Origin of the sequence: Actinoplanes sp. NPDC048967 (assembly GCF_040649415.1) — a bacterium.
Taxonomy (GTDB): domain Bacteria; phylum Actinomycetota; class Actinomycetes; order Mycobacteriales; family Micromonosporaceae; genus Actinoplanes.
Window position 1 is genome coordinate 139,462 of the sequence record NZ_JBEZFL010000006.1, and the last position, 24,680, is coordinate 164,141.

24 protein-coding genes are annotated in these 24,680 nt (G+C 72.2%); 8 read left to right on the forward strand and 16 right to left on the reverse strand.

Annotation, left to right across the window (positions count from 1 at the left end; genetic code table 11):
* Window positions 1-110: 110 nt before the first annotated feature.
* Both AB0C12_RS26215 and AB0C12_RS26220 read left to right on the forward strand, forming a co-directional pair.
* A complete protein-coding gene (locus AB0C12_RS26215) occupies window positions 111-941 on the forward strand; it encodes a PhzF family phenazine biosynthesis isomerase (RefSeq protein ID WP_360552849.1) in 831 nt (276 codons plus the stop codon).
* Window positions 942-964: 23 nt separating this feature from the next.
* Window positions 965-2,599, forward strand: a complete 1,635-nt coding sequence (locus tag AB0C12_RS26220) for an ABC-F family ATP-binding cassette domain-containing protein (protein ID WP_360552274.1) — start codon at window positions 965-967, stop codon at window positions 2,597-2,599.
* On the opposite strand, the gene AB0C12_RS26225 is transcribed toward AB0C12_RS26220, so the two are convergent.
* Window positions 2,589-4,223, reverse strand: a complete 1,635-nt coding sequence (locus AB0C12_RS26225; protein ID WP_360552276.1) for a family 10 glycosylhydrolase — start codon at window positions 4,221-4,223, stop codon at window positions 2,589-2,591. The genes AB0C12_RS26220 and AB0C12_RS26225 overlap by 11 nt on opposite strands.
* Window positions 4,224-4,255: 32 nt before the next feature.
* Between AB0C12_RS26225 and AB0C12_RS26230 the strand changes: the two genes are divergently transcribed.
* Window positions 4,256-5,158: an FAD-dependent oxidoreductase gene (locus AB0C12_RS26230; protein ID WP_360552278.1), complete on the forward strand. Its 903-nt coding sequence runs from the start codon at window positions 4,256-4,258 to the stop codon at window positions 5,156-5,158.
* On the opposite strand, the gene glgA is transcribed toward AB0C12_RS26230, so the two are convergent.
* The 5 genes from glgA to AB0C12_RS26255 form a co-directional block, all read right to left on the reverse strand.
* Entirely contained in the window at window positions 5,140-6,363 is a 1,224-nt protein-coding gene (gene glgA / locus AB0C12_RS26235; protein ID WP_360552280.1) for a glycogen synthase, read from the reverse strand. The two genes, AB0C12_RS26230 and glgA, sit on opposite strands and share 19 nt — an antisense overlap.
* A gap of 41 nt (window positions 6,364-6,404) precedes the next feature.
* The gene (locus AB0C12_RS26240) at window positions 6,405-7,019 is read right to left on the reverse strand and encodes a class F sortase (RefSeq protein ID WP_360552282.1); all 615 of its coding nucleotides are present in this window, start codon (window positions 7,017-7,019) and stop codon (window positions 6,405-6,407) included.
* Window positions 7,016-7,672, reverse strand: coding sequence for a DUF4142 domain-containing protein (locus AB0C12_RS26245; RefSeq protein WP_360552284.1), 657 nt, complete (start codon window positions 7,670-7,672; stop codon window positions 7,016-7,018). Before AB0C12_RS26245 ends, AB0C12_RS26240 begins: the two co-directional genes overlap by 4 nt.
* A 92-nt stretch (window positions 7,673-7,764) precedes the next feature.
* Window positions 7,765-8,754, reverse strand: a complete 990-nt coding sequence (locus AB0C12_RS26250) for a hypothetical protein (RefSeq protein WP_360552286.1) — start codon at window positions 8,752-8,754, stop codon at window positions 7,765-7,767.
* The gene (locus tag AB0C12_RS26255; RefSeq protein WP_360552287.1) at window positions 8,751-9,278 is read right to left on the reverse strand and encodes a SigE family RNA polymerase sigma factor; all 528 of its coding nucleotides are present in this window, start codon (window positions 9,276-9,278) and stop codon (window positions 8,751-8,753) included. The genes AB0C12_RS26250 and AB0C12_RS26255 overlap by 4 nt, the downstream gene beginning before the upstream one ends.
* A 140-nt stretch (window positions 9,279-9,418) precedes the next feature.
* Here AB0C12_RS26255 and glgC point away from each other — a divergent pair, with 140 nt between their 5' ends.
* Window positions 9,419-10,651: a glucose-1-phosphate adenylyltransferase gene (gene glgC, locus AB0C12_RS26260; protein ID WP_360552288.1), complete on the forward strand. Its 1,233-nt coding sequence runs from the start codon at window positions 9,419-9,421 to the stop codon at window positions 10,649-10,651.
* Window positions 10,652-10,676: 25 nt separating this feature from the next.
* On the opposite strand, the gene AB0C12_RS26265 is transcribed toward glgC, so the two are convergent.
* From AB0C12_RS26265 to AB0C12_RS26280, 4 genes are read right to left on the reverse strand one after another with little or no spacing between them, the layout of a single operon-like run.
* Entirely contained in the window at window positions 10,677-11,699 is a 1,023-nt protein-coding gene (locus tag AB0C12_RS26265) for an AraC family transcriptional regulator (protein WP_360552289.1), read from the reverse strand.
* Between the two features lie 36 nt (window positions 11,700-11,735).
* Window positions 11,736-12,065 carry a phospholipase gene (locus AB0C12_RS26270; protein ID WP_360552291.1) on the reverse strand — a complete coding sequence of 110 codons (330 nt, stop codon included), beginning with the start codon at window positions 12,063-12,065 and terminating at the stop codon, window positions 11,736-11,738.
* A gap of 8 nt (window positions 12,066-12,073) precedes the next feature.
* A complete protein-coding gene (locus AB0C12_RS26275) occupies window positions 12,074-13,483 on the reverse strand; it encodes a DUF4331 domain-containing protein (RefSeq protein WP_360552293.1) in 1,410 nt (469 codons plus the stop codon).
* A gap of 48 nt (window positions 13,484-13,531) precedes the next feature.
* A complete protein-coding gene (locus AB0C12_RS26280; RefSeq protein ID WP_360552295.1) occupies window positions 13,532-13,810 on the reverse strand; it encodes a hypothetical protein in 279 nt (92 codons plus the stop codon).
* Window positions 13,811-14,150: 340 nt separating this feature from the next.
* On the opposite strand from AB0C12_RS26280, the gene AB0C12_RS26285 reads away from it, so the two are divergent.
* Window positions 14,151-14,621 (forward strand): DUF732 domain-containing protein, encoded by a 471-nt coding sequence (locus tag AB0C12_RS26285; RefSeq protein ID WP_360552297.1) that lies wholly within the window; start codon window positions 14,151-14,153, stop codon window positions 14,619-14,621.
* A 7-nt stretch (window positions 14,622-14,628) separates the two neighbouring features.
* Here the strand turns inward: AB0C12_RS26285 and AB0C12_RS26290 are convergent, their stop codons facing one another.
* Window positions 14,629-15,426, reverse strand: a complete 798-nt coding sequence (locus AB0C12_RS26290) for an SAM-dependent methyltransferase (protein WP_360552299.1) — start codon at window positions 15,424-15,426, stop codon at window positions 14,629-14,631.
* Window positions 15,427-15,615: 189 nt separating this feature from the next.
* Between AB0C12_RS26290 and AB0C12_RS26295 the strand changes: the two genes are divergently transcribed.
* Window positions 15,616-15,906: a peptidoglycan-binding protein gene (locus AB0C12_RS26295; protein WP_360552301.1), complete on the forward strand. Its 291-nt coding sequence runs from the start codon at window positions 15,616-15,618 to the stop codon at window positions 15,904-15,906.
* Window position 15,907: 1 nt separating this feature from the next.
* Here AB0C12_RS26295 and AB0C12_RS26300 read toward each other — a convergent pair whose 3' ends face one another.
* Window positions 15,908-17,761: a hypothetical protein gene (locus AB0C12_RS26300; RefSeq protein ID WP_360552303.1), complete on the reverse strand. Its 1,854-nt coding sequence runs from the start codon at window positions 17,759-17,761 to the stop codon at window positions 15,908-15,910.
* Window positions 17,758-18,363: a hypothetical protein gene (locus AB0C12_RS26305; RefSeq protein WP_360552305.1), complete on the reverse strand. Its 606-nt coding sequence runs from the start codon at window positions 18,361-18,363 to the stop codon at window positions 17,758-17,760. The genes AB0C12_RS26300 and AB0C12_RS26305 overlap by 4 nt, the downstream gene beginning before the upstream one ends.
* A gap of 93 nt (window positions 18,364-18,456) precedes the next feature.
* On the opposite strand from AB0C12_RS26305, the gene AB0C12_RS26310 reads away from it, so the two are divergent.
* Window positions 18,457-21,183 carry an AAA family ATPase gene (locus tag AB0C12_RS26310; protein ID WP_360552307.1) on the forward strand — a complete coding sequence of 909 codons (2,727 nt, stop codon included), beginning with the start codon at window positions 18,457-18,459 and terminating at the stop codon, window positions 21,181-21,183.
* Here AB0C12_RS26310 and AB0C12_RS26315 read toward each other — a convergent pair.
* The 3 genes from AB0C12_RS26315 to AB0C12_RS26325 form a co-directional block, all read right to left on the reverse strand.
* Window positions 21,180-21,758 carry a sigma-70 family RNA polymerase sigma factor gene (locus AB0C12_RS26315; RefSeq protein WP_360552309.1) on the reverse strand — a complete coding sequence of 193 codons (579 nt, stop codon included), beginning with the start codon at window positions 21,756-21,758 and terminating at the stop codon, window positions 21,180-21,182. The two genes, AB0C12_RS26310 and AB0C12_RS26315, sit on opposite strands and share 4 nt — an antisense overlap.
* A 175-nt stretch (window positions 21,759-21,933) precedes the next feature.
* Window positions 21,934-22,356 (reverse strand): nitroreductase/quinone reductase family protein, encoded by a 423-nt coding sequence (locus AB0C12_RS26320; protein WP_360552311.1) that lies wholly within the window; start codon window positions 22,354-22,356, stop codon window positions 21,934-21,936.
* 114 nt (window positions 22,357-22,470) lie between these two features.
* Window positions 22,471-23,493: a hypothetical protein gene (locus tag AB0C12_RS26325; protein WP_360552313.1), complete on the reverse strand. Its 1,023-nt coding sequence runs from the start codon at window positions 23,491-23,493 to the stop codon at window positions 22,471-22,473.
* A 608-nt stretch (window positions 23,494-24,101) separates the two neighbouring features.
* Here AB0C12_RS26325 and AB0C12_RS26330 point away from each other — a divergent pair.
* Window positions 24,102-24,674, forward strand: coding sequence for a pentapeptide repeat-containing protein (locus tag AB0C12_RS26330; RefSeq protein ID WP_360552315.1), 573 nt, complete (start codon window positions 24,102-24,104; stop codon window positions 24,672-24,674).
* The last annotated feature ends 6 nt before the right edge of the window (window positions 24,675-24,680 follow it).

Sequence of the window (24,680 nt, forward strand, 5' to 3'; positions counted from 1 at the left end):
CGGAAACGCTACTCCGGACCTGTGACAAGTGACCAAGACCGCGGCCAGACCCGCGGAATTGGCTCTGGCCGGGCGCTGCCGCGGGACGGGACGCTGAGGACATGAGCGACATCGACATTCTCAGGTACGCCGCGTTCAGCGCCGATCCGGCGGGCGGCAACCCGGCCGGCGTGGTCCTGGCCGCGGGCACCCTGACCGACGCCGAGATGCTGGCGATCGCGGCGGAGGTCGGCTACTCGGAGACCGCGTTCCTCACCGAGGACCGGGGCGCCGGGGTGTACCGGGTCCGCTACTTCAGCCCGCTGGCCGAGGTGCCGTTCTGCGGGCACGCGACCGTGGGCACGGCGGTCGCGCTGGCCGACCGGCACGGGCCGGGCACCTACCTGTTCGTCACCAACGCCGGGGAGGTGCCGGTGGTCGTCGACGACCAGCGCCGGGCCACCCTGACCAGCGTCGGCGCCCGGGTGGCCGAGCTGGCTCCCGAGGACCTGTCCGCCCTGCTGGCCGCGCTGCGCTGGGACGCGGGCGACCTCGACCCGGCCCTGCCGCCCCGGGTCGCGTACGCCGGCGCGTACCACCCGGTGATCGCGGCCGCGACCCGGCAGCGGCTCGCCGAGCTGGACTACGACGTGCCGGTCCTCAAGGCGCTGATGGAGGCCCGGGGCTGGACCACCGTCCAGCTCGTGTGGCGCGCGGCCGAGGACCGGTTCGACGTGCGGGACCCGTTCCCGGTCGGCGGGGTGTACGAGGATCCGGCCACCGGTGCCGCCGCGGCGGCGTTCGGCGGGTATCTGCGCGACGAGTGGCTGGTGCCCGGCGACGCGGTGGTGCAGCTGTCGCAGGGTGACGACCTCGGGCGCCCGGGACGGCTCACCGTGACGCTGACCCCCGGCGAGGACGGCGTACGCGTCAGCGGCACGGCGGTGCCCATCCCCGGCTAGCGCGGCGATAGAGTCGGGCCCCGATGAGCGCCACGATGATCGTCAAGGACCTCGCCGCGGGGCACGGCGACCGCACCCTGTTCAGCTCCCTCGACCTGGTGGTCGCCCCCGGGGACGTGATCGGGCTGGTCGGCGTCAACGGGGCCGGCAAGACCACGCTGCTGCGTACCCTGGCCGGGCTCCTGCCGGTCGAGGCCGGCACGGTGTCGCTGAGCCCGCCCACCGCGAACGTCGGCTATCTGCCGCAGGAGCGTGAGCGGCGCGCCGGCGAGACCGTGCGCGACTTCCTGGCCCGGCGCACCGGGGTCGGGCCGGCCCAGCTCGCCATGGACGCCGCCGCCGAGGCCCTGGCCGAGGGCGCGCCCGGCGCCGACGAGACCTACGCGACCGCGCTGGAGCGCTGGCTCGACCTGGGCGGCGCCGACCTGGACGAACGCGCCGCGGCCGTCGCCGCGGAGCTGGGGCTGGGCGTCGCGCTGGACCATCCGATGACGGCGCTCTCCGGCGGCCAGGCGGCCCGCGCCGGCATGGCGTCGCTGCTGCTCAGCCGGTACGACGTGTTCCTGCTCGACGAGCCCACCAACGATCTTGATTTGACAGGGCTGGCCCGGCTGGAGGAGTTCGTCACCTCGCTGCGCGCCGGCACGCTGCTGGTCAGCCACGACCGCGAGTTCCTCACCCGGACGGTCACCGCGGTGCTGGAGCTGGACCTGGCCCAGCAGCAGGTCCGCCGGTACGGCGGCGGGTACGGCGCCTACCTGGAGGAACGCGAGCGGGCCCGGCGGCACGCGCGCGAGGACTACGAGGAGTTCGCCGACAAGAAGGGTGCGCTGCAGGAGCGGGCGCAGATGCAGCGCGGCTGGATGGAGCACGGCGTGCGCAACGCGCGCCGCAAGGCCAAGGACAACGACAAGATCGGCCGCAACGTCCGCGCCGAGTCGACCGAGAAGCAGGCCGCCAAGGCCCGCCAGACCCAGCGGATGATCGAGCGGCTGGAGGTCGTGGAGGAGCCGCGCAAGGAGTGGGAGCTGCGGATGGAGTTCGCCGCCGCACCCCGCGCCGGTGCGGTCGTGGCGACCCTGCGTGACGCCGTCGTGCGCCGCGGCGACTTCGTCCTGGGCCCGGTGACCCTGCAGATCGACTGGGCCGACCGGGTGGCCATCACCGGGGCGAACGGGGCCGGGAAGTCGACGCTGCTCGCCGCCATGCTCGGCCGGCTGCCGCTGGAGGCGGGCTCGGCGGCGCTGGGGCCGGGCGTGGTCGTCGGCGAGGTGGACCAGGCCCGCGGGTTGTTCCTCGGCGACGAACCGCTGATGGCGGCGTTCGGCGCGGCCGTGCCCGAGCTGCCGGACGCCGAGGTCCGCACGCTGCTGGCCAAGTTCGGCCTGCGGGCGGCGCACGTGCTGCGCCCGGCGGACACCCTGTCGCCCGGGGAACGGACCCGGGCGGCGCTGGCGCTGTTGCAGGCCCGCGGGGTCAACCTGCTGGTGCTGGACGAGCCGACCAACCACCTGGACCTGGCCGCGATCGAGCAGCTGGAGGCCGCGCTGGCCGGCTACCCGGGCACGCTGCTGCTGGTCACCCACGACCGCCGGATGCTCGAAGCGGTGCACACCACCCGCACGTTCGAGGTCGCGGACGGCACTCTCACTGGTTGACGCCGCGGGGCTCGCTGATCGGGCTCTCGTTGCCGGAGCGGTCCAGGCCGCTGAGGCAGTACTGCGCGGCGGCCGGTGGCGGGGCCGGGTCCTGGACCTTGGTGCCGCCGCGGCCGGTGGCGACCAGCTTCGCGGCGGCGCCGTCGACCCGGTAGAGCGCCCAGCTCGCCGGCTCGGCACCGGTGCCCGGCTGCCAGTCGAGCTCCACCGGGCCGGCGGCGGTGCGGCGGGCGCCGACGAGCCGGGGCGCGCCGGGTGGCTGGGCGGGCAGCTGCGCCATCGTGGGCAGCAGCGCCGGGGCGGCGTAGTGGTTCTTGCGGTAGCGGGTGACCGAGCCCAGCCGGTCCTCGCGGATCTGCTTGGCGCTGAAGTGCACGCTGCCCAGCACGCCGTACTTGTCGTTCAGGGTGAGCTGGCGGTCGATCTGGTCCGGCTGCCGCCACGGGCCCTTCTCGCCGACGCGGTAGTCGCCCTGCCCGATGTAGAGCTGCACCCGGGTGCCCTTGACCAGCGCCGACCACCAGGGCAGGGCCTTGGTGTAGTCGGCCTTGTCGAAGCCGATCGCCCAGTACAGCTGCGGCACGATGTAGTCCAGCCAGCCCTCGCGCACCCACTTGCGGGTGTCGGCGTAGATGGCGTCGTAGCTCTGCAGCCCGTGGGTGTCCGAGCCGGCCCTGTCGGTCTCCTGGTTGCGCCAGATCCCGAACGGGCTGATGCCGAACTTGACCCACGGCTTGAGCTGCTTGATCCGCTGGTTCATCTCGCGGACCAGGGTGTCGACGTTGGCCCGGCGCCAGTCCCCGCGGCTCTGCGACTTGTCGGCCCGGCGGGCGAAGCTGGCATCGTCGGCGAACTCGTTGCCACCGCCCTCGGGGTACGGGTAGAAGAAGTCGTCGAAGTGGACGCCGTCCACGTCGTACTTCTCGACGGCCTCCAGCATCGCGTCCTCGACGAACTTGCGGGCCGCCGGGATGCCCGGGTCGAAGTACAGCCGGGCGTTCTTGCCGTCCGGGTAGGAGATCGCCCAGTCGCGGTGCTTGAGCAGAGGATGGTTCGGCGCCAGCTTCCGGAAGTCGGCGCCGGGCCCGGACGGGGCCGGCTGGGTCCCGCGGTACGGGTTGAACCAGGCGTGGAACTCCAGATTACGGGCGTGCGCCTCGGTGATCATGAACGCCATCGGGTCCCAGCCGGGCGACCGGCCGTCCCGTTTGCCGGTCAGCCACTCCGACCAGGGCGCGTACGCCGACTCCCAGAACGCGTCGCCGCTGGGCCGGACGTGCACGAAGATCGCGTTGTGCCGCATCGACACGGCCAGGTCCAGCCAGGCGCGGTACTCGGCCTGCACCTTCTCCTTGCTCAGGCCGGGCCGGCTGGGCCAGTCGATGTTCATCACCGTGGTGAGCCACATGCCGCGCAACTCCCGGGTGGCGCTGACCGGCACGCCCGCACAGCGGCCCGGGGTGCCGGCGGCCGGACCGACCCGGGCCGCGCCGGGCGACGCCTGCTTGCCGGCGCCGGGTGGGTCGTAGGTGGCCGCCCGGAGCAATCCGATGCCGAGGACCGACACTCCCAGGAGAATGGCAACCACAAGGACCACGGTGGGCCGGACGGGGGGACGGCGCATCGGACCAGTGTGCCTGGTCTTAACCTCAGGCCATGAATGTGGTCGTGGTGGGTGCGGGAATCGCGGGGCTGGCCTGTGCCCGGGAGCTGGCCGCCGGCGGTGCCGCCGTCCGGGTGCACGAGCGCGGCCGGGTCGTCGGCGGACGGCTGGCCAGCAAGCGCCTGAACGGCCGGTACGCCGATCTGGGCGCGGCGTACTTCGTGGCCGACGACCCGGATTTCGCCGCTCTGGCCGAGGCGTGGCGCGCGCGGGGACTGGCCCGGCCCTGGACCGACACCCTGGCGGTGTTCCCGGGCGAGCCGACCACCGGGCCGATGCGCTGGGCGGCGCCGGGCGGGCTGCGCTCGCTGGCCGCCGACCTGGCCGACGGGCTGGACGTCACGTTGAGCAGCGAACTGAGTGCGGTGCCGGAGGATGCCGACGCCGTGGTGCTGGCCATGCCGGGACCGCAGGCGCTGCGGCTGGATCCGCCGGCGGCCGTGGCGGACGCGGCCCGGGCGCAGGTGTGGGAGCCGGTGCTGGCGGCCGTCTGCACGTACGAGAAGCGGTCCTGGCCCGAGCTGCACGGCGCGTTCGTCAACGACCACCCGGTGCTGGCCACGATCTTCGACGACGGTGACCGGCGCGGCGACGCCGCGCCGGTGCTGGTGGCCCACTCGACGCCCGCCTTCGCCCGGCCCCGGCTGGCCGACCCGGGCGCCGCGGCCGGCGAGCTGGCCGCGGCGGTCAACGACGTGCTGGGGCTCACCGACCGGCCCGAGGTCCACGTGCACCGCTGGACCTACGCCCAGCCGAAGCCCGGCGACCGGTCGTTCGCCACCGACGGCCGGGTCTGGCTGGCCGGGGACGCGTTCGGCAAGCCGCGGGTGCAGACGGCCTGGCTCTCCGGATGGGCCGTGGCCCGGGCGATCCTGGCTCAGAGCACCGAGCGGTAGACCTCCAGGGTGTCCACGGCGATCCGGGACCAGCTGAAGTGCTCCACCGCGCGGCGGCGCCCGGCCAGGCCCATCTCGGCGGCCCGGGCCGGGTCCTTGATCAGCTTGGTCATGGCGGCGGCCAGGTCGGCGATGAAGCGCTCCGGGTCGACCGGGGTGCCGGTGCCGTCGGTGACCTGCTCGATCGGCACCAGCAGGCCGGTCTCGCCGTCGGCGACGACCTCGGGGATGCCGCCGGTGGCGGTGGCGACCACGGCCGTCTCGCAGGCCATCGCCTCCAGGTTGACGATGCCCATCGGCTCGTAGATCGACGGGCAGACGAAGACCGTGGCGTGGGTGAGCACCTGCACGACCTCGTGCTTGGGCAGCATCTCCTGCACCCAGATCACCCCGGCCGCGTCGCGGGCGTTGCGCAGCTGAATGGCCAGGCCCTCGACCTCGGCGGCGATCTCCGGGGTGTCCGGCGCGCCGGCCAGCAGCACGATCTGGGTCTCCGGCGGCAGGTCGTGGCAGGCCCGCATCAGGTACGGCAGGCCCTTCTGCCGGGTGATCCGGCCGACGAAGACCACGCTCGGGCGGTTCAGGTCGATGCCGAGCCGCTCGATGACGTCGGTGCCACGGTTCGGGGCGTACTGCTCGGTGTCGATGCCGTTGTAGACCACCCGGATCCGGTCCGGGTCGACACCCGGGTACGCGGTGAGCACGTCGCGCTTCATGCCCCCGGAGACGGCGATGATCGCGTCGGCGCCCTCGATCGCGGTCCGCTCGCAGAACGAGGAGAGCGCGTAACCCCCGCCGAGCTGCTCGGCCTTCCACGGGCGCAGCGGCTCCAGGCTGTGCGTGGTGACCACGTGCGGGACGCCGTACAGCAGCTTGGCGGTGTGGCCGGCGAAGTTGGCGTACCAGGTGTGGCTGTGCACGATGTCGGTGCCGTCGCAGCCCGCGGCCATCTCCAGATCGACCCCCATGGTGCGCAGGGCGGCGTTGGCCCCGGCCAGCTCGGCGGGCTCCGGGTACGCCGTCACGCCCGGCTCGTCGCGGGTGGCACCGAAGCAGTGCACCCGTACGTCGGTGAGCGGACGCAGGTCACGGGCCAGGTATTCCACGTGCACCCCGGCGCCGCCGTACACCTCCGGCGGATACTCCCGGGTGAGCAGGTCGACGCGCAGATCCCTACCGCTGGAGGTCGAACGTGAGTCGGTCACGTGTCGCAGAATAGTCTCATCCCGGCCGGTCGGCCCGGTTGTCACATCGGGGTGGCGTAGACGACGACATTGTGGTCGTAGGTGCCGTCGCGGAACGCTCCCCCGCAGGTGACCAGAGCCAGCTGCGGGCTGGTGTCCCGGCGGAACAAAGCCTCCGGCAGCTTGCTCTTGTCGTAGCTGCGCCGGGCCGTCACCCGGTACGCGACGGTACGGTCGCCGGCGCGGACCTCGATCCGCGACCCGACCGCCAGCTTCTCCAGGCGGTAGAGCGCACCCGGACCGTCCTCGGCCGTGTCGACGTGACCGGCGATCAGGACGGTACCGCGCCGCTCGCCGGGCAGCACCGAGCCGATCCACCAGCCGAGCCGGTCCGGGTCGTCCGGCACGTCGAGCGCCCCGTCCCGGGTGACGCCGACCGGATCGACCGGGGCTCCGACCTCCAGCCGATCGATGGTCACCTTCGTCGGCGTCCACAGGGCGGGCGCCGGGGTCCGCACGGCCGGCGCCGCGGAGGAGGGTGCGGGTGGAGCGGGCAGCACGCCCGCGTCGGCCGGGGCCGAGGGCGGGCGCAGCGCCAGGACGAGGCCGACGGCCAGCGCGCCCAGGCCGGCCACCAGGGTGGTCCAGCCCGCGGCGCGCCGGCCGTGGCGGCTCATCGCGTGGCGGCCGGGGAACGGCGGCGCAGCAGCACCAGGGCCGCCGCGACCAGCAGCAGACCCAGGGCGCCGAAGCCGATCGCCGCCGGGGCGTTCGACGTGGCGGCCTGACCGCCGGTGCCCGTGCCGATGCTGCTCGGCACGCCGAGGTCGCTCGCGGCGTCCTCCAGCAGGCCGTGGTGGGCGGCCACCACCGGCGCGGAGTTCTGCGCCACCTTCTTGGCCTGGGCGTCACTGCCGTCGGCGACCTCCTGCTCGCCGAGCCGCATGGCCTTCATGTGGGCGTCCATCTGGGTGGGGATCCACAGCGCGTCGAAGTCCTTGCCGGAGGCCGCCTGGTAGCGCCGGGCCAGCGCCCGCTGCTCCGCGTTGGGGGCGTCCGGCAGGTCGACCCCGAGCGCCTCGGCGGTGTCGGTCAGCGTCGCGTCGAGCTTGGTGTGGTCCGCGACCCAGCGGGCCCCGAGGTCCTTGACCTGCTCGCTGGCCGCCTTCTGCTGGGCCAGCTTGCCGGTGGCGATCTCGGCCAGGTTCGACTGGTGGGCCGCCTTCAGGAACGTGGTGTCCTGGTCGGACGGCGCCGCCGCCGCGGCGGTCGCCGGCAGGAGCAGGAGAGTGGCCACTCCGGCCACCGCTGCCGCACGTCGGATAAGCATGATCATCGATCCCTTCGTCGTCGTGACCGGGCGACTACCCGGCCGCCCGGCCACTATGCGAGGAATCGACGCGGAAATCGACGCAACTTGTCTCACTCGGGCACGGTGATGTCCTCCGCGAAACGAATCAGCTGGTCACGGGTGAGGGGGACGTCCGCCTGCTCGACCGCGATCGACAGCAGACGCTTCGCGTCGAGCCGCACGTTGAGCGTTCCCGGCCCCTGGTCCGAGGACTCGAGCGTGGCCGGCCGGCCACCGATGGTGAGCCGCTCGTCCTCCGGCGACGGCTCGTCCTGCCCGGAGACAGTGCCCAGGCCGAGGCAGATCCCCCGGCCGCTCTCGCCGTCGGTGAGGGTCGCCGGTGGCGCCAGGCAGAGATAGTCCGTGGTGAGCGTCTGCAGGACCAGCCCGGGCGGTGCCGTGGCGATGCCGAACGGCAGCGGCGTGGGCGGCATCGCCACCGGTCGCAGGCCGTCGGCGAAGCGGAGCACCTCGGCCTCGGTGTTGCGGCTGCCACTGCCGAGCTGGGCCCAGCGGCCGTCGGCGAGCTGCCAGCGCACGCCCACGTACCGGTCGCCGGGACGATTGCCCTGGTAGACATCCGCGTCCAGGGTCCGGATCAGGGCCGGGCGGCCGTGCACGGTGGTCGCCCGGTCCTCGCCCTCGACCCACCAGTCCGCCGGCTTCGGCCCCACCGACAGCTCCATGGACCGGTCGGCCGAGTCCCCGTAGATGAGCAGGACGTTCGGACCGACCCGGCCGACCCGGGCGGTGCCCGCACCGGGTGGCGTCCAGCCGGGCGTCAACGGAAAGACGGGCAGGTCCAGCCGAGGCCGCTGCCAGCCCGCCACCGGGTCGGCCGGTGCCGGTTCTTGCGGCACCGGCGCGGGCGGGCGGTCACCGGAGATCGCGACCGGTACGGCGACCGCCGTCGCCAGCACCGCCGCCGCCACCAGCACCGCCCTCCGGCGCCGGCCGGAACGGCGGATGCCCCCGCGCACCGCTTCGAGCAGATCCGGCGCCGGCACCGGCGCGTCGGCGCGCTCGCGCAACATCGCGCGCAGGTCGTCCTCGAGCATCATCGCGAACCTCCGGACAGGGTGGTGGACGGGGCCGGGCTCAGGTCGGTCCGCAGCCGGGCGAGCCCGCGGGCGGCGTGCACGCGGACGGTCGAGGCGGCACAGCGCAGCACCTCGGCGATCTGCCGGTCGTCGAGATCCTCGTAGTAGCGCAGCACCAGCACGGCCCGCTGAGCGCGGGTCAGCCGGTCCAGCCGGGCCCACAGGTCGTCGCGTGCGGCGTGCTGGTCGGCGAAGTCGGGCACCGAGCGGCCCGGCGCCGCGGTGGTCTCCGGGTCGCTCCCGCGCCGGCCAGGGCGTTCCGCGCTGGAGCGCCGCCGCAGCCAGGACACGTGCGAGCGCACCAGCGCCGTCCGCAGGTAGCCGTCCGGGTCGTCAGCCTCGATCCGCGACCACCGCCGGTACGCCTTGATCAGCACCTCCTGCACGAGGTCCTCGCCCAGGTGCCGGTCGCCGCAGAGCAGATGGGCGAACCGGCGTAACGCGTCTCCCCGCGCTCTGACGTACTCCTCGAAACCATGGCGCACTGCCTCGCTCCCCCGCTGCGGTCGTGGTGTCTGCCTCCAGGACGCCGTGGCGGCGCGATTCTGCTTACCGGAAACCGTAAAATCCGGGGAATCGGCTCTTCGACTGGCGCTGGGGCACCGGGAAAGTTAGCGTCACGGGCATGGCTGTCAAGGTGCTCGCGATCGTTCTGGCAGGTGGCGAAGGCAAGCGCCTGATGCCCCTCACCGCGGACCGGGCCAAGCCCGGTGTGCCCTTCGGCGGCATATACCGCATGATCGATTTTGTCCTGTCCAACCTCGCCAACGGCGGGTTCCTCAAGATCGTGGTGCTGACCCAGTACAAGTCGCACTCGCTCGACCGGCACATCACCAAGACCTGGCGGATGTCGACGCTGCTGGGCAACTACGTGACCCCGGTACCGGCGCAGCAGCGGCTGGGCCCGCGCTGGTTCGCCGGCTCGGCGGACGCGATCTACCAGAGCCTCAACCTGATCAACGACGAGAATCCCGACTACGTCATCGTCTTCGGCGCGGACCACATCTACCGCATGGACCCCAAGCAGATGGTCGACGACCACATCGCCTCGGGCGCGGCCGTGACCGTCGCCGGGATCCGCCAGCCCAGGTCGATGTCCGACCAGTTCGGCGTCATCGACGTGGGCGAGGACGGCAAGAAGATCCGCGCCTTCCGGGAGAAGCCGGTCGACGTCGAGGGCCTGCCGGACGCCCCGGACGAGATCTACGCGTCGATGGGCAACTACGTCTTCACCACCCGGGCGCTGTGCGAGGCGGTCACCGCCGACGCCCAGGACCCGGACAGCAAGCACGACATGGGCGGCAACATCATCCCCATGCTGGTGGAGCGGGGCGAGGCCAACGTCTACGACTTCCGCGACAACGACGTGCCGGGCAGCACCGAACGCGACCGCGGCTACTGGCGCGACGTGGGGACGCTCGACTCGTTCTACGACGCCCACATGGATCTGATCGCGACCCTGCCGGTCTTCAACCTCTACAACATGGACTGGCCGATCCTGACCGCGTACGGCGCGTGGCCGCCGTCGAAGTTCGTGCACGGCTACGACGACCGGCAGGGCCGCGCCGTCGACTCGATGATCTCTCCCGGCGTGGTCGTCTCCGGTTCCCTGGTCGAGCGGTCGGTGGTCTCCCCCAACGTGCGGGTGAACTCCTGGGCGCACGTGGAGGGCTCGGTGCTGATGGAGGGCGTGCAGGTGGGCCGGCGCGCGGTGGTCCGCAACGCGATCATCGACAAGAACGTGCTGATCCCGGAGGACGCGCAGATCGGCGTCGACCTGGAACGCGACCGCAAGCGCTACACGGTCTCCGACAGCGGCATCGTTGTCATCGGCAAGGGCCAGCGCATCGAGCCCTGACAGTCGCTCCCGCGACCGCCTCGCCTCAGAGGCGGTCGCGCAGCGTCTGGCTCGGCGAGACGCCGTAACGCTCACGGTAGGCGCCCGCGAAGCGGCCCAGGTGGGTGAAGCCCCAGCGGGTCGCCACCTCGCTCACGCTGACCTGACCCGGGCCGGCCCGGGTGAGTTCCGCGTGCACACCCTCCAGCCGCAGCCGGCGCAGGTAGGTCAGCGGGGGCACGCCGACGTGCTGGCGGAAGGACTCCTGCAGCACCCGGATGCCGACGCCCGCGATGCCGGCCAGCTCGGCCGCCGTGAAGGAGCGGCCCGGCTCGGCGTGCATCGCGTCCAGTGTCCGTTTGACCGTCCGGGGCCGCCGGGCGGTCGGCTGTCCCGCCGGACCTTCGGAGAACGGGTGCTCGACGGCCTGGGCCAGCCCGCTGATCGCCAGCTCACGCCAGCGGCGCAGCAGGTGCGGCAGCAGCGTGAGGCCGTCCTGCTGGCGGGTCTCGGCCAGCAGCAGCCGGACCAGCGCCAGCCAGCTGCGGCCCGGCCCGCCCGCGAGCCCGAAGGTCGCCCCCAGCGGCAGCGGCGAGCCGACCTTGCGGTCCAGGGTCGCGTCGAGCTCGCGTTCCAGGGCCAGGCGGTCCACCTTGAAGCTGATCAGCCGGCAGTCGGCCGACCAGCGCAGGGAGATGTCGCCGACCGGGCGGAACACCGCGGCCTGGCTGGGGTCGGCCGTGGTCGCCGCCCCCCGGTGCAGCACCTGCACCGCGCCGGTCAGCGGGGCCAGCACGTGGTACGCCGTCTCCAGGTTGCCGCTGTCCAGGCACATCTCGACGCCGTAGCTGATCTCGCCGATGGTGATCGGCCCGATCTGCGCCACCTCGCCGGAGAAGGTCACCTCCGCGCTCCCGGCCGGTTTGATCTCCAGCGGACCGTAGTACATCCGCCGGCAGAACGAGCTCGCCTGTTCCACATCGGCCGTCCTGAGGCTGGCGGAAACCGCCACGTCCCCGTCCGGAGTTCCCGTACCGGGCTCCGGACCGGCCGCCCCTGCCGTGTCCATCCGCTCACCCTAGACCGACAGAGGCGTCACCGCGCGTCACACTTTGGCGGGTACCGGCCACTCGTACTCGGTGACCGAGCCACTGCGCACGTCGACCTCGGCCAACGGGGTGACCGCGTCGCGCCAGACGACGTAGCGGCCCTCGGCCAGGTTGTCGATGACGACGCTGAACAGCACGCCGTCGCGCACGTACCGGGCGCGGACCGCGGCGTGGGTACGCGTCGCCGCGTCCCCCACCGGGCTCACCTCGATCTCGTGGCCGTGCAGGCTGCCGGGGGTGTGGATGACCAGCGCACCGATGCCCGCCCCGATGTTGAGGACCACGGTGCCCTGCCCGGACGGGTCGAGGGTGTGGTGATGGTGCACGCCCGCGCTCACTTGTCCGCCGGCTCGGGGTTGTTGAAGCCGTCGAACGGCACCCCGAGGTACGGGAACTTCTTGAGCAGCTTGGAGCTGGCGTCCTTGGCGGACAGACCCTGCTCGACCAGCGCGGCCGCGGCGTCCGGCTTGAACTTCTCGTCCACCAGCGGCACGGTGACGCCGGCGATGGCCCGCAGCGAGATCGACACGACGTCGTCGGCGACGCGGCGCCCGTTCGGGAAGCCGGCCAGGTCACCACCGAGGATGCCGAACGCGTTCGGGTCCTCCTTGGTCGGCGGGACGGCCGTGTTCAGGCGCAGCATGTCGGCCTGCACGTCACCGGTGTTGTTCTGGAAGTCGTCGATCAGCCCGTCCGGGATGCCGGTGAGCAGGATCGCCACCAGGTCGGCCCGGGCGGTCTTGGCCTTGTTGAGCGCGGCCAGGTTGTCGAACAGGCCCGGGTAGAGCACCGGCAGCAGCGCTCCGAGCTCCGGCTGCTCGACGAACTCGGCGAAGCGCTTGTCCTCGCTCGGCGGCAGGCTGTTCCACAGGTCCTTCTGCGCCATCGGCACGATGACCTCGTTGAACAGCGGGTTGCCGAGCCGCGACACCTGGACCTGTGGGCCCACGTACACGTCGTCGTTGTCCTTCTTGCCGTGCCGGACCTGCACCTGGCGGCGGCTCGCCGAGGTCCAGACGCCGATGACGGCGCCCGGGTCGCGGCCGCGGACCTTCTTCTTGCCGTCCTTGCGCACATAGTGCAGCGGCAGCTGGATGGCGATGCTGTGCACGTTCATCTTGTCGGTGGCGTTGACCGCCTTGCCGGCGTAGTTGAACAGCTTCTGCCCGACCAGGTGCTTGTCCTGGAACGGCCGCAGCGTGCCGAGGTCGAAGATCGCGCCCAGGTCGACGAAGAACGGGTCGGCGCGCTGGCCGGCGAAGACCTTCTCACCGGTCTTCAGCTTGTGCACCGCGTCCTCGGCGAGCTTGTCGTAGTCCGGGATGGACAGCGGGCCGACGTTGCACGGCGGGCAGGGCAGCTTCTCGGCCAGCACCGTGTGCTTGCCGTTGGCGTCCACCTTGGTGACCGAGTAGAACTGCCGGCGGTTCCAGTTCTCGCTGTCGAGCGACTCGATCGGCCCGGTGTTGTACAGGAACGTCCGGTCGTTGCGCAGTTCGGTCCGGAACCGGAACTGGTACGTCAGATCCGGCCGGCCGTCACCGTTGGAGTCGACGTGGATCTCGTACAGCACGTCGTCGCCGAACTCGAAGAAGTTCGGGCCACTGGCCGGCAGCTGCAACGGCACGTAGTTGGCGATCAGCGTGACGGTGTCCGGGTGGTCCGGGCTCACGAACGCGTACAGGTCGGCGCTGTCGGCGACCGGGTCCTTGCTGATCTCCGGCGCTTCACGGTGCGATGACATGGAGGACTTCCTTACTCAGGAATCGACGGGGCTGGGTGAGGAAGCGATTCAGGCGCGCTTGACGGCCTTGAGGAGCTTCTCGGCGAGGTCGGGATCGGTCAGCGTCACTCTGGACCCGCCGGAGAACACGTCGAACGTGCCCTTCTTCGCGTCGCGCAGGGAAATCACCAGCGGCTCGCTGTCGCTCGAACCGGCCTTCTCACCGGCTAGGCTGAGCCCGGCCACGCTGGCGCCGGCGGCGCCGACTCCCACCGTGGCGGCGATGGCAAGAACCCGACGGCGCGACAGGCGGTTAACCGCCCGCGTGCCGTAGTGGACACGACTCATGCTCGGCCTTTCGTCAAACGCTGCGGCGGTCTCCCGCCGTCGCGCGAATCGGGGTTATTGCCCGGGACTTACGTCGTCGACGTCCATCAGTACGAAGCCACCACCGCCGTGGTTCAAAGCAATTTCCCAGCAAAGGTTTCCTTCAGGTTGCCGTTGCCACGGAATCGATGAATGCGCAGCTCAACCCGGGAAAGGCCGATTACTGGGAGCGTTTCCGGCGCGATCGGAATCGGCCACTCACCGTCTCTCCGCGACTGCGTGGGGTGATCTTGGGAGGGTGACCCGAGCGGATCCGGGTCGTTGGAGTTGTGGCCGGCACGAACACGGACGAGCGGGGTGGATGATGGCGGGACGATGGCTGGTCGCGGCGGTGCTGCTGGTCACGCTGGGCGGGTGCGGAGACGAACCGGAGGCCGAGCCGGCGACCGTACCCGTGCCGGTGACGACGAGTACGGCGCCCGTACCGGCGTCGCCGAGCGGGATGGTCAGCCGGGTCGCCGTCGCGGTCTCCCCGGCCCGGACGACGCCGCGGACGACGCCGAAGGCTGTCGGGCGGGACCGGGCCGATCCGGCCGAGTTCGTCGCCGTGGTGCAGCGCACGATGCCCGGCCTGGCCCTGGACCGCCGGGACGAGGAGATCGCCGCGCTCGCCCAGCAGGCGTGCGCGGCGCTGGCCGCCGGCCGGTCCGCCGCCGCCGTGGTGACCGAGGTCCGGACCTTCGGCACCGATCGGGCCGGCGCCCGGCAGCTGATCAAGCTGGCGGTCGGCACGGTGTGCCCGGAGCAGGACCGCCGGGCCGGGGAGTTCTGACCGGGCGTCAGGGCTTGCGGGCCACTCCGCAGTACTGGTTGACGTCGATGTCGGGGTCACCGGGCCCGGGCCGCCAGCGCGAGCACGACACGACGCCGGGCTCCAGCAGCTCCAGGCCGTCGAAGAAGCGGGTGATCTCCGCCGAGCTGCGATAGACGATCTTGGGTGTGCCGTGCTCGTTCCAGAACGACACGATGCTGTCCGCGGCCTCCCGGTTGATGTCGTTGCAGCCGTGCGCGATGGCCAGGTAGCTGCCCGGGGGCAGGGCGTCGACGAGGCGCGCCACCACGGCGCGGGCCGCGTCGTCGTCGAGGACGAAGTGCAGGATGCCCAACAGGGTGACGGCCACCGGCCGGGAGAAGTCGAGGGTGCGCCCGGCCGCCGCGATGATGGCCTCCGGGTCGTTGAGGTCGGCCTCGATGTATTCGGTGGCGCCCTCGGCGGTGCTGGTCAGCAGGGCGCGGGCGTGCACGAGCACCAGCGGGTCGTTGTCGACGTAGACGATCCGGGCGTCCGGCGCGATCGACTGGGCCACCTGGTGGGTGTTGTCCGCGGTGGGCAGGCCGGTGCCGATGTCCAGGATCTGCCGGACCCCCCGCTCGGCGACGAGGTGGCGCACCATCCGGCCGAGGAAGGCCCGGTCGGCCACCGCCAGGTCGATGATCGAGGGCAGCTGCCGGGCGATCTCGTCCCCCGCGGCCCGGTCGGACGCGAAGTTGTCCTTCCCGCCGAGCCAGTAGTTCCACAGCCGGGCCGAGTGCGGCACGTTCGTGTTGATCCGGGCGTCCCCGGCCGGTTCCGGCATCGCGGTGGCTCCCTGTCCGGTGTGGGGGTGGGCGCATATCTTTGCACCATCTCTGCAATAACTACAGCCCGGCGCGGGTCAGCCGAAAGTCGCAGCCGACGCACAGCAGGTCGCGCCCCTGGTCCGATGCCACGCACAGGTCGGCCGCGGATGCTGGGAAGTGCCCGTCACCCACCCCAGGAGGTCATCATGTCGGCACGCGGAATGCTCGGTCTGGTCGGCACCGCCGTGGGTGGACTGATCGGCTGGGGCGAGGAGGTCCCGGCCGCGGACCCGGCTGCCCTGCGCGGCCTGTTCGCCGACCTGGGCCTGAGCGTCGGGCGCACCGAGCAGGAGCTGACCGCCGCCGTCCGGGGCTTCCAGGCCCGGGTCGGCCTGGAAGCGGACGGCGTCGCCGGTCCCCGCACGGTGCACCTGCTCGCCCGTTACGCCAAGGAAGCCCGCGAGCTGCACCGCTTCGAACGCGCCGCGGCCGCCTGACTCACTCCGGCTTGCCGAGCGCCCGCAACGCGTCCAGCCCCGGCAGCAGGAAGTACTCCCCGCCCCGGCACGTCACCAGCGGCCGCGGCACGTCGACGTACGCCGGCGGCGAGCCCTGCAGCAGGATCCGGGCGCCCGGCCCGCCGGCCGTGGTGAAGATGTCCTCCTCGCGGCCGCGGCCGAAGGCGTTGCCGTCGGCCATCCACTCCGTCTGCACGAACTCGAACTGCCGGCCCGGATCGGCCACCACGGCCAGGAAGAGCAGCCCGCGTTCGGCGCCGTCGTCCTGCGCGCCGGGCGGCAGGTACGGCCCGTACGGGATGCCGCGGCGCAGCATCAGGTGCCGGCGGGTGAGCTTGCTGCCCCCGGGCAACGCGCCGCGCGGATTGGCCCGCCGTACGTGGGCCGCGGCCGGGCACGGCGCCAGCAGCTCACCGTCGCGGCGGCGCCCGACGAGCCCGGCGGCGACGTCGTCGGCTCCCCCTTCGAACCCCGCGGCGGCGGCCCCGGTCATCTCCCGGAACGCCGGCACGTCCTGCTCCAGCTTGCGGTAGACCAGAAAGCTGCCGTTGCGGCTCAGCCCCGGCGGCAGGAGCCGCCCGGCCACGTCACCGTCCACATCGGGCAGGCCCAGCACGAACTCGCCGGGCGGCAGCACCTCGCCGGGGGCGTCGCGGCGGCCGTAGCCGGCCACCCGGGGCTGGGAGATGCCGTCGGCGAAACCGAAGTGCTCGACAAACGTACGGCTGTCGCCCTCGGCCTGCGGCAGGCGCCCGCCGCGCTGCTCGCCGACGACCCGCAGTCCCTCGCTGTCGGCGATGCCGGCCCGCAGCCGGTCGAGCCACGGGTCGAGCTCGGTGGAGTCGGTCGCGGTCAGCAGCAGCACGACATCGACGGCCCCCGGCTCGCTGAAGGGCGCCTGCCAGGGCCCGGTGCCCCGGCCGGGCGACAGCACGTCCTCGCGGGCGTGCATGCCCTCGCGGAACTCCTCGGGGAAGTCCTTCAGCTCGGCGGCGGGCACCCCGAGGCGGGCCAGTCCGGCGTGACTGAGGCCCAGGTGCAGGGCCCGGGCGGGCCGGTCACCCACCTCGGCGGCCGAGGTGACCTCCGGTGCGACGGTACGCAGCCAGCGCCGGGCCCGCGGCCCGGAGGTGATCCGGAGGAACAGGTGGGCGGCCACACCGTGGTCGGCGAAGCCGCGCAGCACGATGCCCTGGATGTCGGGCAGCTCCAGCTCCGCCACCGGACCCGGCTCGGGGACGCGGTCCTCGTCCAGGTCGACGGCGATCCGGAAGCGGCTGCGCAGCATGCCGTCGGCGTTGCCCGGCGCGGTCGCGGCGAACGCGGCCACCCGGCGGCGCAGGCGCAGCGCGTCGGTGAGCTGAGCGACCGAACCCTCCGGGCTGCCGGAGAACGTGTAGTCGGCCCGCACGCTGCGCTCGGTGAAGAACGCGACGAAGGGTGCCTCCCGGTCGTGCCCGGGATAGCCGGTGCAGTCGCGCCAGATGGCGTCGGCGTCCGGGCCGAGCAGTCGCAGCCGCCGGAAGAAGTCGGCCGGGTCGCCGTCGACGGTCGCGGTCATCAGCAGGTACGGGTGCGGCAGGTCGTCCGGGCGCGGCGGGCGGCCGCCGTGCGCGAGCAGATCGAGCAGCCGGGCCTTGCGGCTCATCCCCTCCGGCCGTTGCTGGCGCACCGCGTGCTCGAGCACGACCAGGCGGGCGAAGTGGACGCCGGCCACCGTGGCGAACGGGCTGCGCTCGAAGGACCGGATCCGCTCGCGCAGCCCGGCGGCGCGACCGTCGGCGATGCGCGCGAACACGGTCACTGACCGGGTGCCGGTCCTGGTGCGGCTCATGACTGCGCCTCCCAGCTGTAGAGGTCACCCTGGACCTCGTCGACGAAGCGCTGCCAGGCCTCGCCGAACCCGGCCGGGTCGGCGGTGCCCAGATGACGGTCGTAGGCCTCCCGGACGCGCAGCGCGGATGCGATCTCGGTCACTCCGGCGTCCGGGTAGGCGGCGTAGTAGTGGTCGACGTCGAGGTCGTTCGCCCGGATGTAGCGCCGGAACGGCCCCGGCGGCAGCGCCCCGGGGAAGCCGAAGGACCAGCCCCAGATGAGCGCCATCCGGGCCGGGATCTCCAGCGAGAAGGCGTCGATGTACTTGCCCCAGGCGCCGTTGAAGTCGCTGCGGAACAGCAGGTAGGCGTACCGGGAGCGGCGGCTCTGGCCGGGGAGGCGGGGCAGCACGGACCAGTGCGCGAAGTGGATGAACGACATCCGCTTGAGGTCCTCGGGCGCCCCGAGCAGGTGCCGCAGGAACAGGAAGCCCCGCAGCAGCGGCACCCAGCGCCGCGGCATCGGGGTGAGCACGGTCAGCGGGGTGCCGCGACCGGCCAACGAGGACAGATAGGAGCCGTCCCGCGACTCCCCGCCCGGTGGATTCGTTGTCTCGATCATGGTGATGATCCTTCACGAAAGATCAACCGCGTCGGCTCCCGCTGACACGGTACGGGTACCCTCGCCCGGTTGCGACGGGAATACACTCGGCCGATGATGCTCGGACGGACCGCCGAACGTGCATTGATCGACGGTCTTCTGACAGGCGCGCGGGCGGGCCGCAGTGACGCCCTGGTGCTCACCGGCGAGCCCGGCATCGGCAAGACGACCCTGATCCAGTACGCCGTCGGGCAGGCCGAGGGCATGCAGGTGCTGTCCGCGCGCGGCTACGAGGACGAGTCGGAGATCCCGTTCGCCGGCCTGGCCGACCTGCTGCGCCCCGTGCTCGGGGTGCTCGACGAGCTGCCCGCCCCGCAGGCCGCCGCGCTGCGCAGCGCCCTGGCCCTGGGCCCGCCGGTGGCCGGGGACCGCTTCACCGTGTGCGCCGCCACCGTCGGCATCCTGGTCGCGGCGGCCGAGAGCTCGCCCCTGTTGATCGTGGTGGACGACCTGCAGTGGCTGGACGCCTCCTCGCGCGAGGCCGTGCTGTTCGCCGGTCGCCGGCTGCACGCCGACGGCATCGCGCTGTTGCTGGCGACCCGCGATCCGGCCGACGCCGCCGGACTGCGTTACCCGCAGGTGGCGCTGTCCGGACTGTCGGTGGAAGACGTCGATGAGCTGTGCCGGGCGACGCTGACGGTCGCGCCGGCGGGCACCGGGGAGCGGCTGCACGCCGCGACGGCCGGCAACCCGCTCGGTGTCATCGAGCTGTGCCGGGAACGGCCGGAGATCGTCGAGGACGGGGTCACCGCGCCGTTCGTGGCGCCGGGCTCGCGCATCGAGCGGGCGTTGCGCGGCCGGCTGGAAGAGCTCGACGACGACACCCGCCGGGCCCTGGTGCTGGCCGCGGCGGCTGTCGGCGGCGACATCGCCACGCTGCTGGCCGCCGCCCGGGCCAGCGGGCTGCACCTGCGCCACTTCGCGCCGGCGGAGAAGCACGACCTGATCACCGTCGACGAGCAGCGCATCGAGTTCCGGCATCCGCTGCTGCGCTCGGTGGTCTACCACGGCGCCTCCACCGACGACCGCGTCGCCGCGCACACCGCGCTGGCCACCGCCCTGGCCGGCGCCCCCGGTGACGCCGCGGCCGACGCCCGGGCCTGGCACCTGGCCGCGGCCACCCTGGCCCCGGACGAGCAGATCGCCGCGGAGCTGGAGCAGGCCGCACTGCGGGCGAGCCGGCGCGCCGGCTACGTGGCCGCGGCGCGGGCGTTCGGGCAGGCCGCCCGGCTCAGCCGCGGTCCGGAACGGGCCCGGCGGCTGCTGCGGGCGGCGCGTTGCTGGCAGCTCGCCGGGCGCAACGACCAGGTGCTGACGCTGCTCGACGACGCGCTGCCGTTGACCACCGACCCCGGCCGGCGCGCCCTGATCCAGCACATGGACGCGTACGTGCGGATGTGGCGCGAACGTCCCGACGGCGTGCTGCCGTTCCTGGTCCGCAGCGCCGAGGCCGTGCAGGAGATCGACCCGGCCCGGGCCGCGCTGATGTATTCCGACGCCTGCATCCCGTACTTCATGGTCGGTGACATCGAGCAGTTGCAGGCCGCGGTCCGCCGTGGCTACGAGCTGGCCGAGCGGGTCGGCGGGGTGGCCCAGCTGGTCGCCGCGGTGGCGCTGGCCGGCGGGCTCACCCTGGCCGGGGAGCGCGAGCAGGCGAGCGCGCTGCTGCGCGACTGCCACGCCGAGCTGCTGGCCGCCGATCCCCTGGTCCGCGCCCAGGATCTGTGCCACGCCTCGCTGACCTGGATCTGGCTGGAGGGCTACGAGCAGGCCGGCGAGCTGCTCGGCCGGGTGGTCGCCGCGGCCCGGTCGGCCGGCGCCCTGGGCGTGCTGCCGCAGGCGCTGGGCATCGAGTCGGAGCTGCACTTCCGGGTCGGGCGCTGGCACGACGCGCGGGTCAGCGCGGCCGAGAGCCTGCGCCTGGCCAGCGAGACCCGCCAGGCCAACCTGTACGGGATGTTCTTCGCCGGCCGCCTCGACGCGGTCCAGGGCCGCGACGACGAGTGCCGGCGCCAGGTCAGCCGCACGATGGAGGTGGCCGAGCGGCTCGGCGTCGCCTGCATGGCCCTGTACACCGGTCACGAGCTGAGCCTGCTGGCGCTGAGCCACGGTGACGCGGGCGAGGCGATCACCCGGCTCGAGGCGGTCCGGGAGCTGCCCGTGGTGGCGCACATCCACGAGCCGGCCGTGGTGCCGTGGGTTTTCGACCTCGTGGAGGCGTACATCCGCGACGGCCGGGCGGACGCGGCCGGTGAGCTGCTCGCCCGGCAGGAGTCGCATCCCGGCGGGCAGTGGGCCGAGGCCGCCGCGGCCCGGTGCCGGGCGCTGCTGGCCGCGCCGGAGGAGATGGACGCGGCGTTCCGGGTCGCGTTGCAGGCCCCGGGGTGTGCCGTGATGCCGTTCGAGCGGGCCCGCACCCAGCTCTGCTACGGCGAGCGGCTGCGCCGGGCCCGCCGGCGGGCCGACGCGCGCCGGCACCTGCACGACGCGCTGGAGACGTTCACCCGGCTCGGCGCGCAGCCCTGGGCGGAACGGGTCCGCACCGAGCTGCGCGCCACCGGCTCCACGGTCGGCCGGTCCCCCGATGCGCTGCCCCGGCTCACCCCGCAGGAGCTGCAGGTGGCCCTGGTGGTCGCCCGGGGGGCCACCAACCACGAGGCGGCGGCCACCCTGTTCCTGTCGCAGAAGACGATCGAGTACCACCTGAGCAACATCTACCGCAAGACCCACATCCGCTCCCGCGCCGACCTCGCCGGCATCGCGAGCGCCGCCCAGGCCTAGTGCCATGCGTGCGCCCCGAGCCCGGCCCGCTCCAGGGAGGTGCGCAGCTTGCGCAGCGAGCGCATCCGGGTCGGCCCGATGCTGCCGATCGGGATGCCCTGACACCGGGCGAGATCGGCGTACGCCGGGGCGTCGTTGCTGCTCAGCGCCACGACCAGGGCGCGCGAGGAGTCCGGCAGCGAGTTGACGTGCTGCCACAGCAGGTCGTTCATCCGGGCGTCGACGGCGGCCTTCTCCGGGTGCGGGGACCGCTCGTCGCGCTGCTCGGCCTGCTGCTCCAGGCCGGGCACCTCACGCTTGCCGTTGCGCATGAGCTTGAGGCACTCCCGGCGGGCGATGGTCACCAGCCAGGAGCTGACCCGCTCCGGGTCACGGACCTCGCCGAGATGCTCGAACGCGCGCAGCCAGGTGTTCTGCACGACGTCCTCGGCATCGGACTCGGGTAGCCGGAACGAGCGCACGGTCCACCAGACCAGGCGCTCGAACTCGTGGACGAATCTGTCGGCCGCGCCGGTCGCACCGGACTGCGCCGCGTCGATGATTTCCCGGGTGCCGTCGTACTGGTCGATCGTCATGACCGCGCCTCTCCTGGTCCGAACGGGACCTGGATGACGCTAGGGAGCGGCGGGCCGGTTGAGATCCGGGCGCCACCCTGGGGTTGGCCGGCACCCACCCTGGGGTTGATACCGGCCGGCCAGTCGGGGATCCGACTGCATCAGGGACCGTGGCGGCGCGCACGGCGGCGCGACGTCAGGCCGAAGGCGGGACCAGCAGGCGGACGACCGGGAACTTGCGGTCGGTCTTCTTCTCGTACTCGCGGGCGTCGGGCCAGTAGTCGCGCCAGATCCCGTACACGCTTTCCCAGCGGGGGTCGCCGGGCCGGATGACCTCGTAGTCGACGCTGATCGTGGCCGCGCCGAGCTCGATCGTGGTGGGGCCGGTGGCCGCCTCGAGGTTGGCGACCCACTGCGGGTCCTCCGGGGCGCCGCCCAGGCTGGCGCAGATCACGTACGCGTCGGCGTCCGGCGCCGCGACCAGCGGGGTGACGTACTCCTGGCCGGACCGGCGGCCGACGTGGTGCAGCAGCACGAGGGTCTTGCCCTCCCAGTGCTCGCCGACCACACCGTCGTTGGCCCGGAACCTGTCGATGACGGTGTCGTTGAACGAAGCCATGAGCAGAGGCTAGCCGTCGATGGACGGTCCCGCCCGGTATGCTGCGTGCCCGCAGCCTGGGTCCCGCCGTACGGGGTGACGGACAACTGTGTCGACGTGCGAACACACGCAACATCACTTCTCGGGGTACCGGCGGAACAACTTCTTGATCATTCTCAACGGAAGCCCACCCAGGGGTGCCTGCGGCGCCGGGCCGAAATCCATGTCGACGCCGGGGCGAAACGCCAGCATCGCGGTGACGGTCTGGTTCTGACGTCGTTCCTCGGCGGCGCTGCCAGGGGCGGGAATGTTGAGACGTTCATAGAGCGCGAACCTGTTCAAGGCCACGACAGCGCCGATCGCCGCTCCATATTCGTGAGCTGTGACGACCGCGCCACAGTAGAACAGGTAGGAAAGGCCGTACGGGATCAGTGCCACCAGGAGCCAGATGCCGTCGTTCCAGAGCCATACGACAGTCACCATCGTGGCCATTAGGGATGTCGCGCTCAGCCGCACAGCCAGATCCATACCGGATCGCTGATCATTGAGGTAAGCGAGGTCCTTCTCGGCAGATACCAGCGCGAGCTGCGGCAGGACGCGGACCGCGTCCAGGCCGAAGGGCGCTCCCGCTGACCGCTCATAGCGGCGAAGAACATTGCCCAGGCGCGTGGGCATGAAGTCCGCGCTCCGCTCAGGGTACAAGTCCGACGCCCGTAGAGCTTCCATCAATGTCGCGTTCAGCCATTGTCCGACACGGTCCGGCATCTTGCGGCGCTCCAGCTGCGCGGTCAGGTGGAACTGCTGAGTGCGCAGCGGCCGGATGTACTCCCAGTGCCGCCCCGACAGATGCAGGGCAGCGCGCCTGGCGAGTTCGGTCCTCCCCCAGTACCCCTCGTACAACTGCACGATCGCAAATTGCAGGGGATGGAGGGTGAGTCCCAGCAGGAGTGCCACCAGCGACAGCGCGGCCGCAGTACTGATACTGATGTGGGTCAACGACCGGAAGCCCTGGGCCCAATTCGGCGGACCGGTGAGCCCGCCGCTCGATAACAAGAAATAGGTGTAGAAGACGAGAACCGCCGACGGCACTGCACTGACCAGCCCGAAGTAGCGACCGATGCGTGATTCCGCCCATCCCGCGACGTCCAGACCGCTCATCGGTCACTCTCGGTCGGCACGGCGAAAACGTGCCGCTTCGACCTGGTGCAGTGGAACTGGAAGTCCCGGTCCAGCACGGCCTCTCCGCGGCACGATCCGGCTGGGCAGGGTCGCCGGACGCTCCGCATGTCCCATCGATGGCCGGCCACGCACTGGAACCAGTAGTCCATACCGAGCTGAGCGACACTGTCGTCGTTGCAGTAGTCGCAGGTCATGAGCAGACCCCAACTGGTGTGGATCGGAACGCCGGGCGGGGTCGTTCCCGGATTTTGAAGGGATAGCACAGCCGATGAGCCGACAAGCCAGACCAGCCTCATCAACGCGAATTGGGTGAGTCTCCGCTCGCCTTCAGTCGACATCGCGGCCTCCGGATGACCCAGCCATGCCTACCGATGGCTAGCTGACATCTGCATGTCCGATCAGTATCTGCCAGACTCAACGGCGTGGTCCAGCCGCAGACGATCCCCCTGATCCGGCCGACCCCGCCGGGAGCCGAAACTCCCGCCCCACCAGTGCCCCTCCGACAGAGCCGATCATTGTGGATGTGGCCGGCGGCGGCGATCACGGCGATCGCGGTTGCGGGACAACTGTTCGGTCGATTCGGGGCCATGGTCGCGTTCGCGCTGTGCATCATCGTTGCCGTCACCGCCGTAGGGCGACTGCTCGATCGGCCGGCGCGACTCCGTGCGGCGGCGGGGTGCACCATCGCGACGGGGGCGCTGATCGCTGTCACGTTCACACCCGCCGGACTGCTGCCCGGGCAATCACGCCGATCCGAGGCTGTTGATCTCAGAGGACGCCAGATCTCCCCGGCCACGGCCGCGGCGCTGAGCCTGCGCGGCGCGCTGCTCGACGGTGCACAGCTCGACGACCGCGACCTGCGTTCCAACAGCCTCGCCGGTGCCTCTGCCACCGGCGCATCCCTGGTACGAGCGAGACTCGACAACGTCAACCTCCGGGGAGCCGATCTGCGAGGAGCCGACATGTCCCGGGCCTGCCTGCGCGGCGCCGACCTGACCGGCGCAATCTTGACCGGCGTGCGGATCGACGGTGCCGACGTGACCGACGCGACCCTGCCGGTCGACGCCTACTCGGCATGGGTCGGAACCACCAGTTCCACTACTACGACCACCGTCGGCCCCTGCGCGGGGTACGTCGCACGTCAAGGTGAGAAACGGTGACGCTGC

Bases quoted from the DNA above. Each gene is read 5' to 3' on its own strand.
- AB0C12_RS26220 (WP_360552274.1), top strand. From the start codon at position 965: ATGAGCGCCACGATGATCGTCAAGGACCTCGCCGCGGGGCACGGCGAC.
- AB0C12_RS26225 (WP_360552276.1), bottom strand. From the start codon at position 4,223: ATGCGCCGTCCCCCCGTCCGGCCCACCGTGGTCCTTGTGGTTGCCATT.
- AB0C12_RS26230 (WP_360552278.1), top strand. From the start codon at position 4,256: ATGAATGTGGTCGTGGTGGGTGCGGGAATCGCGGGGCTGGCCTGTGCC.
- AB0C12_RS26240 (WP_360552282.1), bottom strand. From the start codon at position 7,019: ATGAGCCGCCACGGCCGGCGCGCCGCGGGCTGGACCACCCTGGTGGCC.
- AB0C12_RS26245 (WP_360552284.1), bottom strand. From the start codon at position 7,672: ATGCTTATCCGACGTGCGGCAGCGGTGGCCGGAGTGGCCACTCTCCTG.
- AB0C12_RS26250 (WP_360552286.1), bottom strand. From the start codon at position 8,754: ATGATGCTCGAGGACGACCTGCGCGCGATGTTGCGCGAGCGCGCCGAC.
- glgC (WP_360552288.1), top strand. From the start codon at position 9,419: ATGGCTGTCAAGGTGCTCGCGATCGTTCTGGCAGGTGGCGAAGGCAAG.
- AB0C12_RS26265 (WP_360552289.1), bottom strand. From the start codon at position 11,699: ATGGACACGGCAGGGGCGGCCGGTCCGGAGCCCGGTACGGGAACTCCG.
- AB0C12_RS26275 (WP_360552293.1), bottom strand. From the start codon at position 13,483: ATGTCATCGCACCGTGAAGCGCCGGAGATCAGCAAGGACCCGGTCGCC.
- AB0C12_RS26280 (WP_360552295.1), bottom strand. From the start codon at position 13,810: ATGAGTCGTGTCCACTACGGCACGCGGGCGGTTAACCGCCTGTCGCGC.
- AB0C12_RS26285 (WP_360552297.1), top strand. From the start codon at position 14,151: ATGATGGCGGGACGATGGCTGGTCGCGGCGGTGCTGCTGGTCACGCTG.
- AB0C12_RS26290 (WP_360552299.1), bottom strand. From the start codon at position 15,426: ATGCCGGAACCGGCCGGGGACGCCCGGATCAACACGAACGTGCCGCAC.
- AB0C12_RS26295 (WP_360552301.1), top strand. From the start codon at position 15,616: ATGTCGGCACGCGGAATGCTCGGTCTGGTCGGCACCGCCGTGGGTGGA.
- AB0C12_RS26300 (WP_360552303.1), bottom strand. From the start codon at position 17,761: ATGAGCCGCACCAGGACCGGCACCCGGTCAGTGACCGTGTTCGCGCGC.
- AB0C12_RS26305 (WP_360552305.1), bottom strand. From the start codon at position 18,363: ATGATCGAGACAACGAATCCACCGGGCGGGGAGTCGCGGGACGGCTCC.
- AB0C12_RS26310 (WP_360552307.1), top strand. From the start codon at position 18,457: ATGATGCTCGGACGGACCGCCGAACGTGCATTGATCGACGGTCTTCTG.
- AB0C12_RS26315 (WP_360552309.1), bottom strand. From the start codon at position 21,758: ATGACGATCGACCAGTACGACGGCACCCGGGAAATCATCGACGCGGCG.
- AB0C12_RS26320 (WP_360552311.1), bottom strand. From the start codon at position 22,356: ATGGCTTCGTTCAACGACACCGTCATCGACAGGTTCCGGGCCAACGAC.
- AB0C12_RS26325 (WP_360552313.1), bottom strand. From the start codon at position 23,493: ATGAGCGGTCTGGACGTCGCGGGATGGGCGGAATCACGCATCGGTCGC.
- AB0C12_RS26330 (WP_360552315.1), top strand. From the start codon at position 24,102: ATGGTCGCGTTCGCGCTGTGCATCATCGTTGCCGTCACCGCCGTAGGG.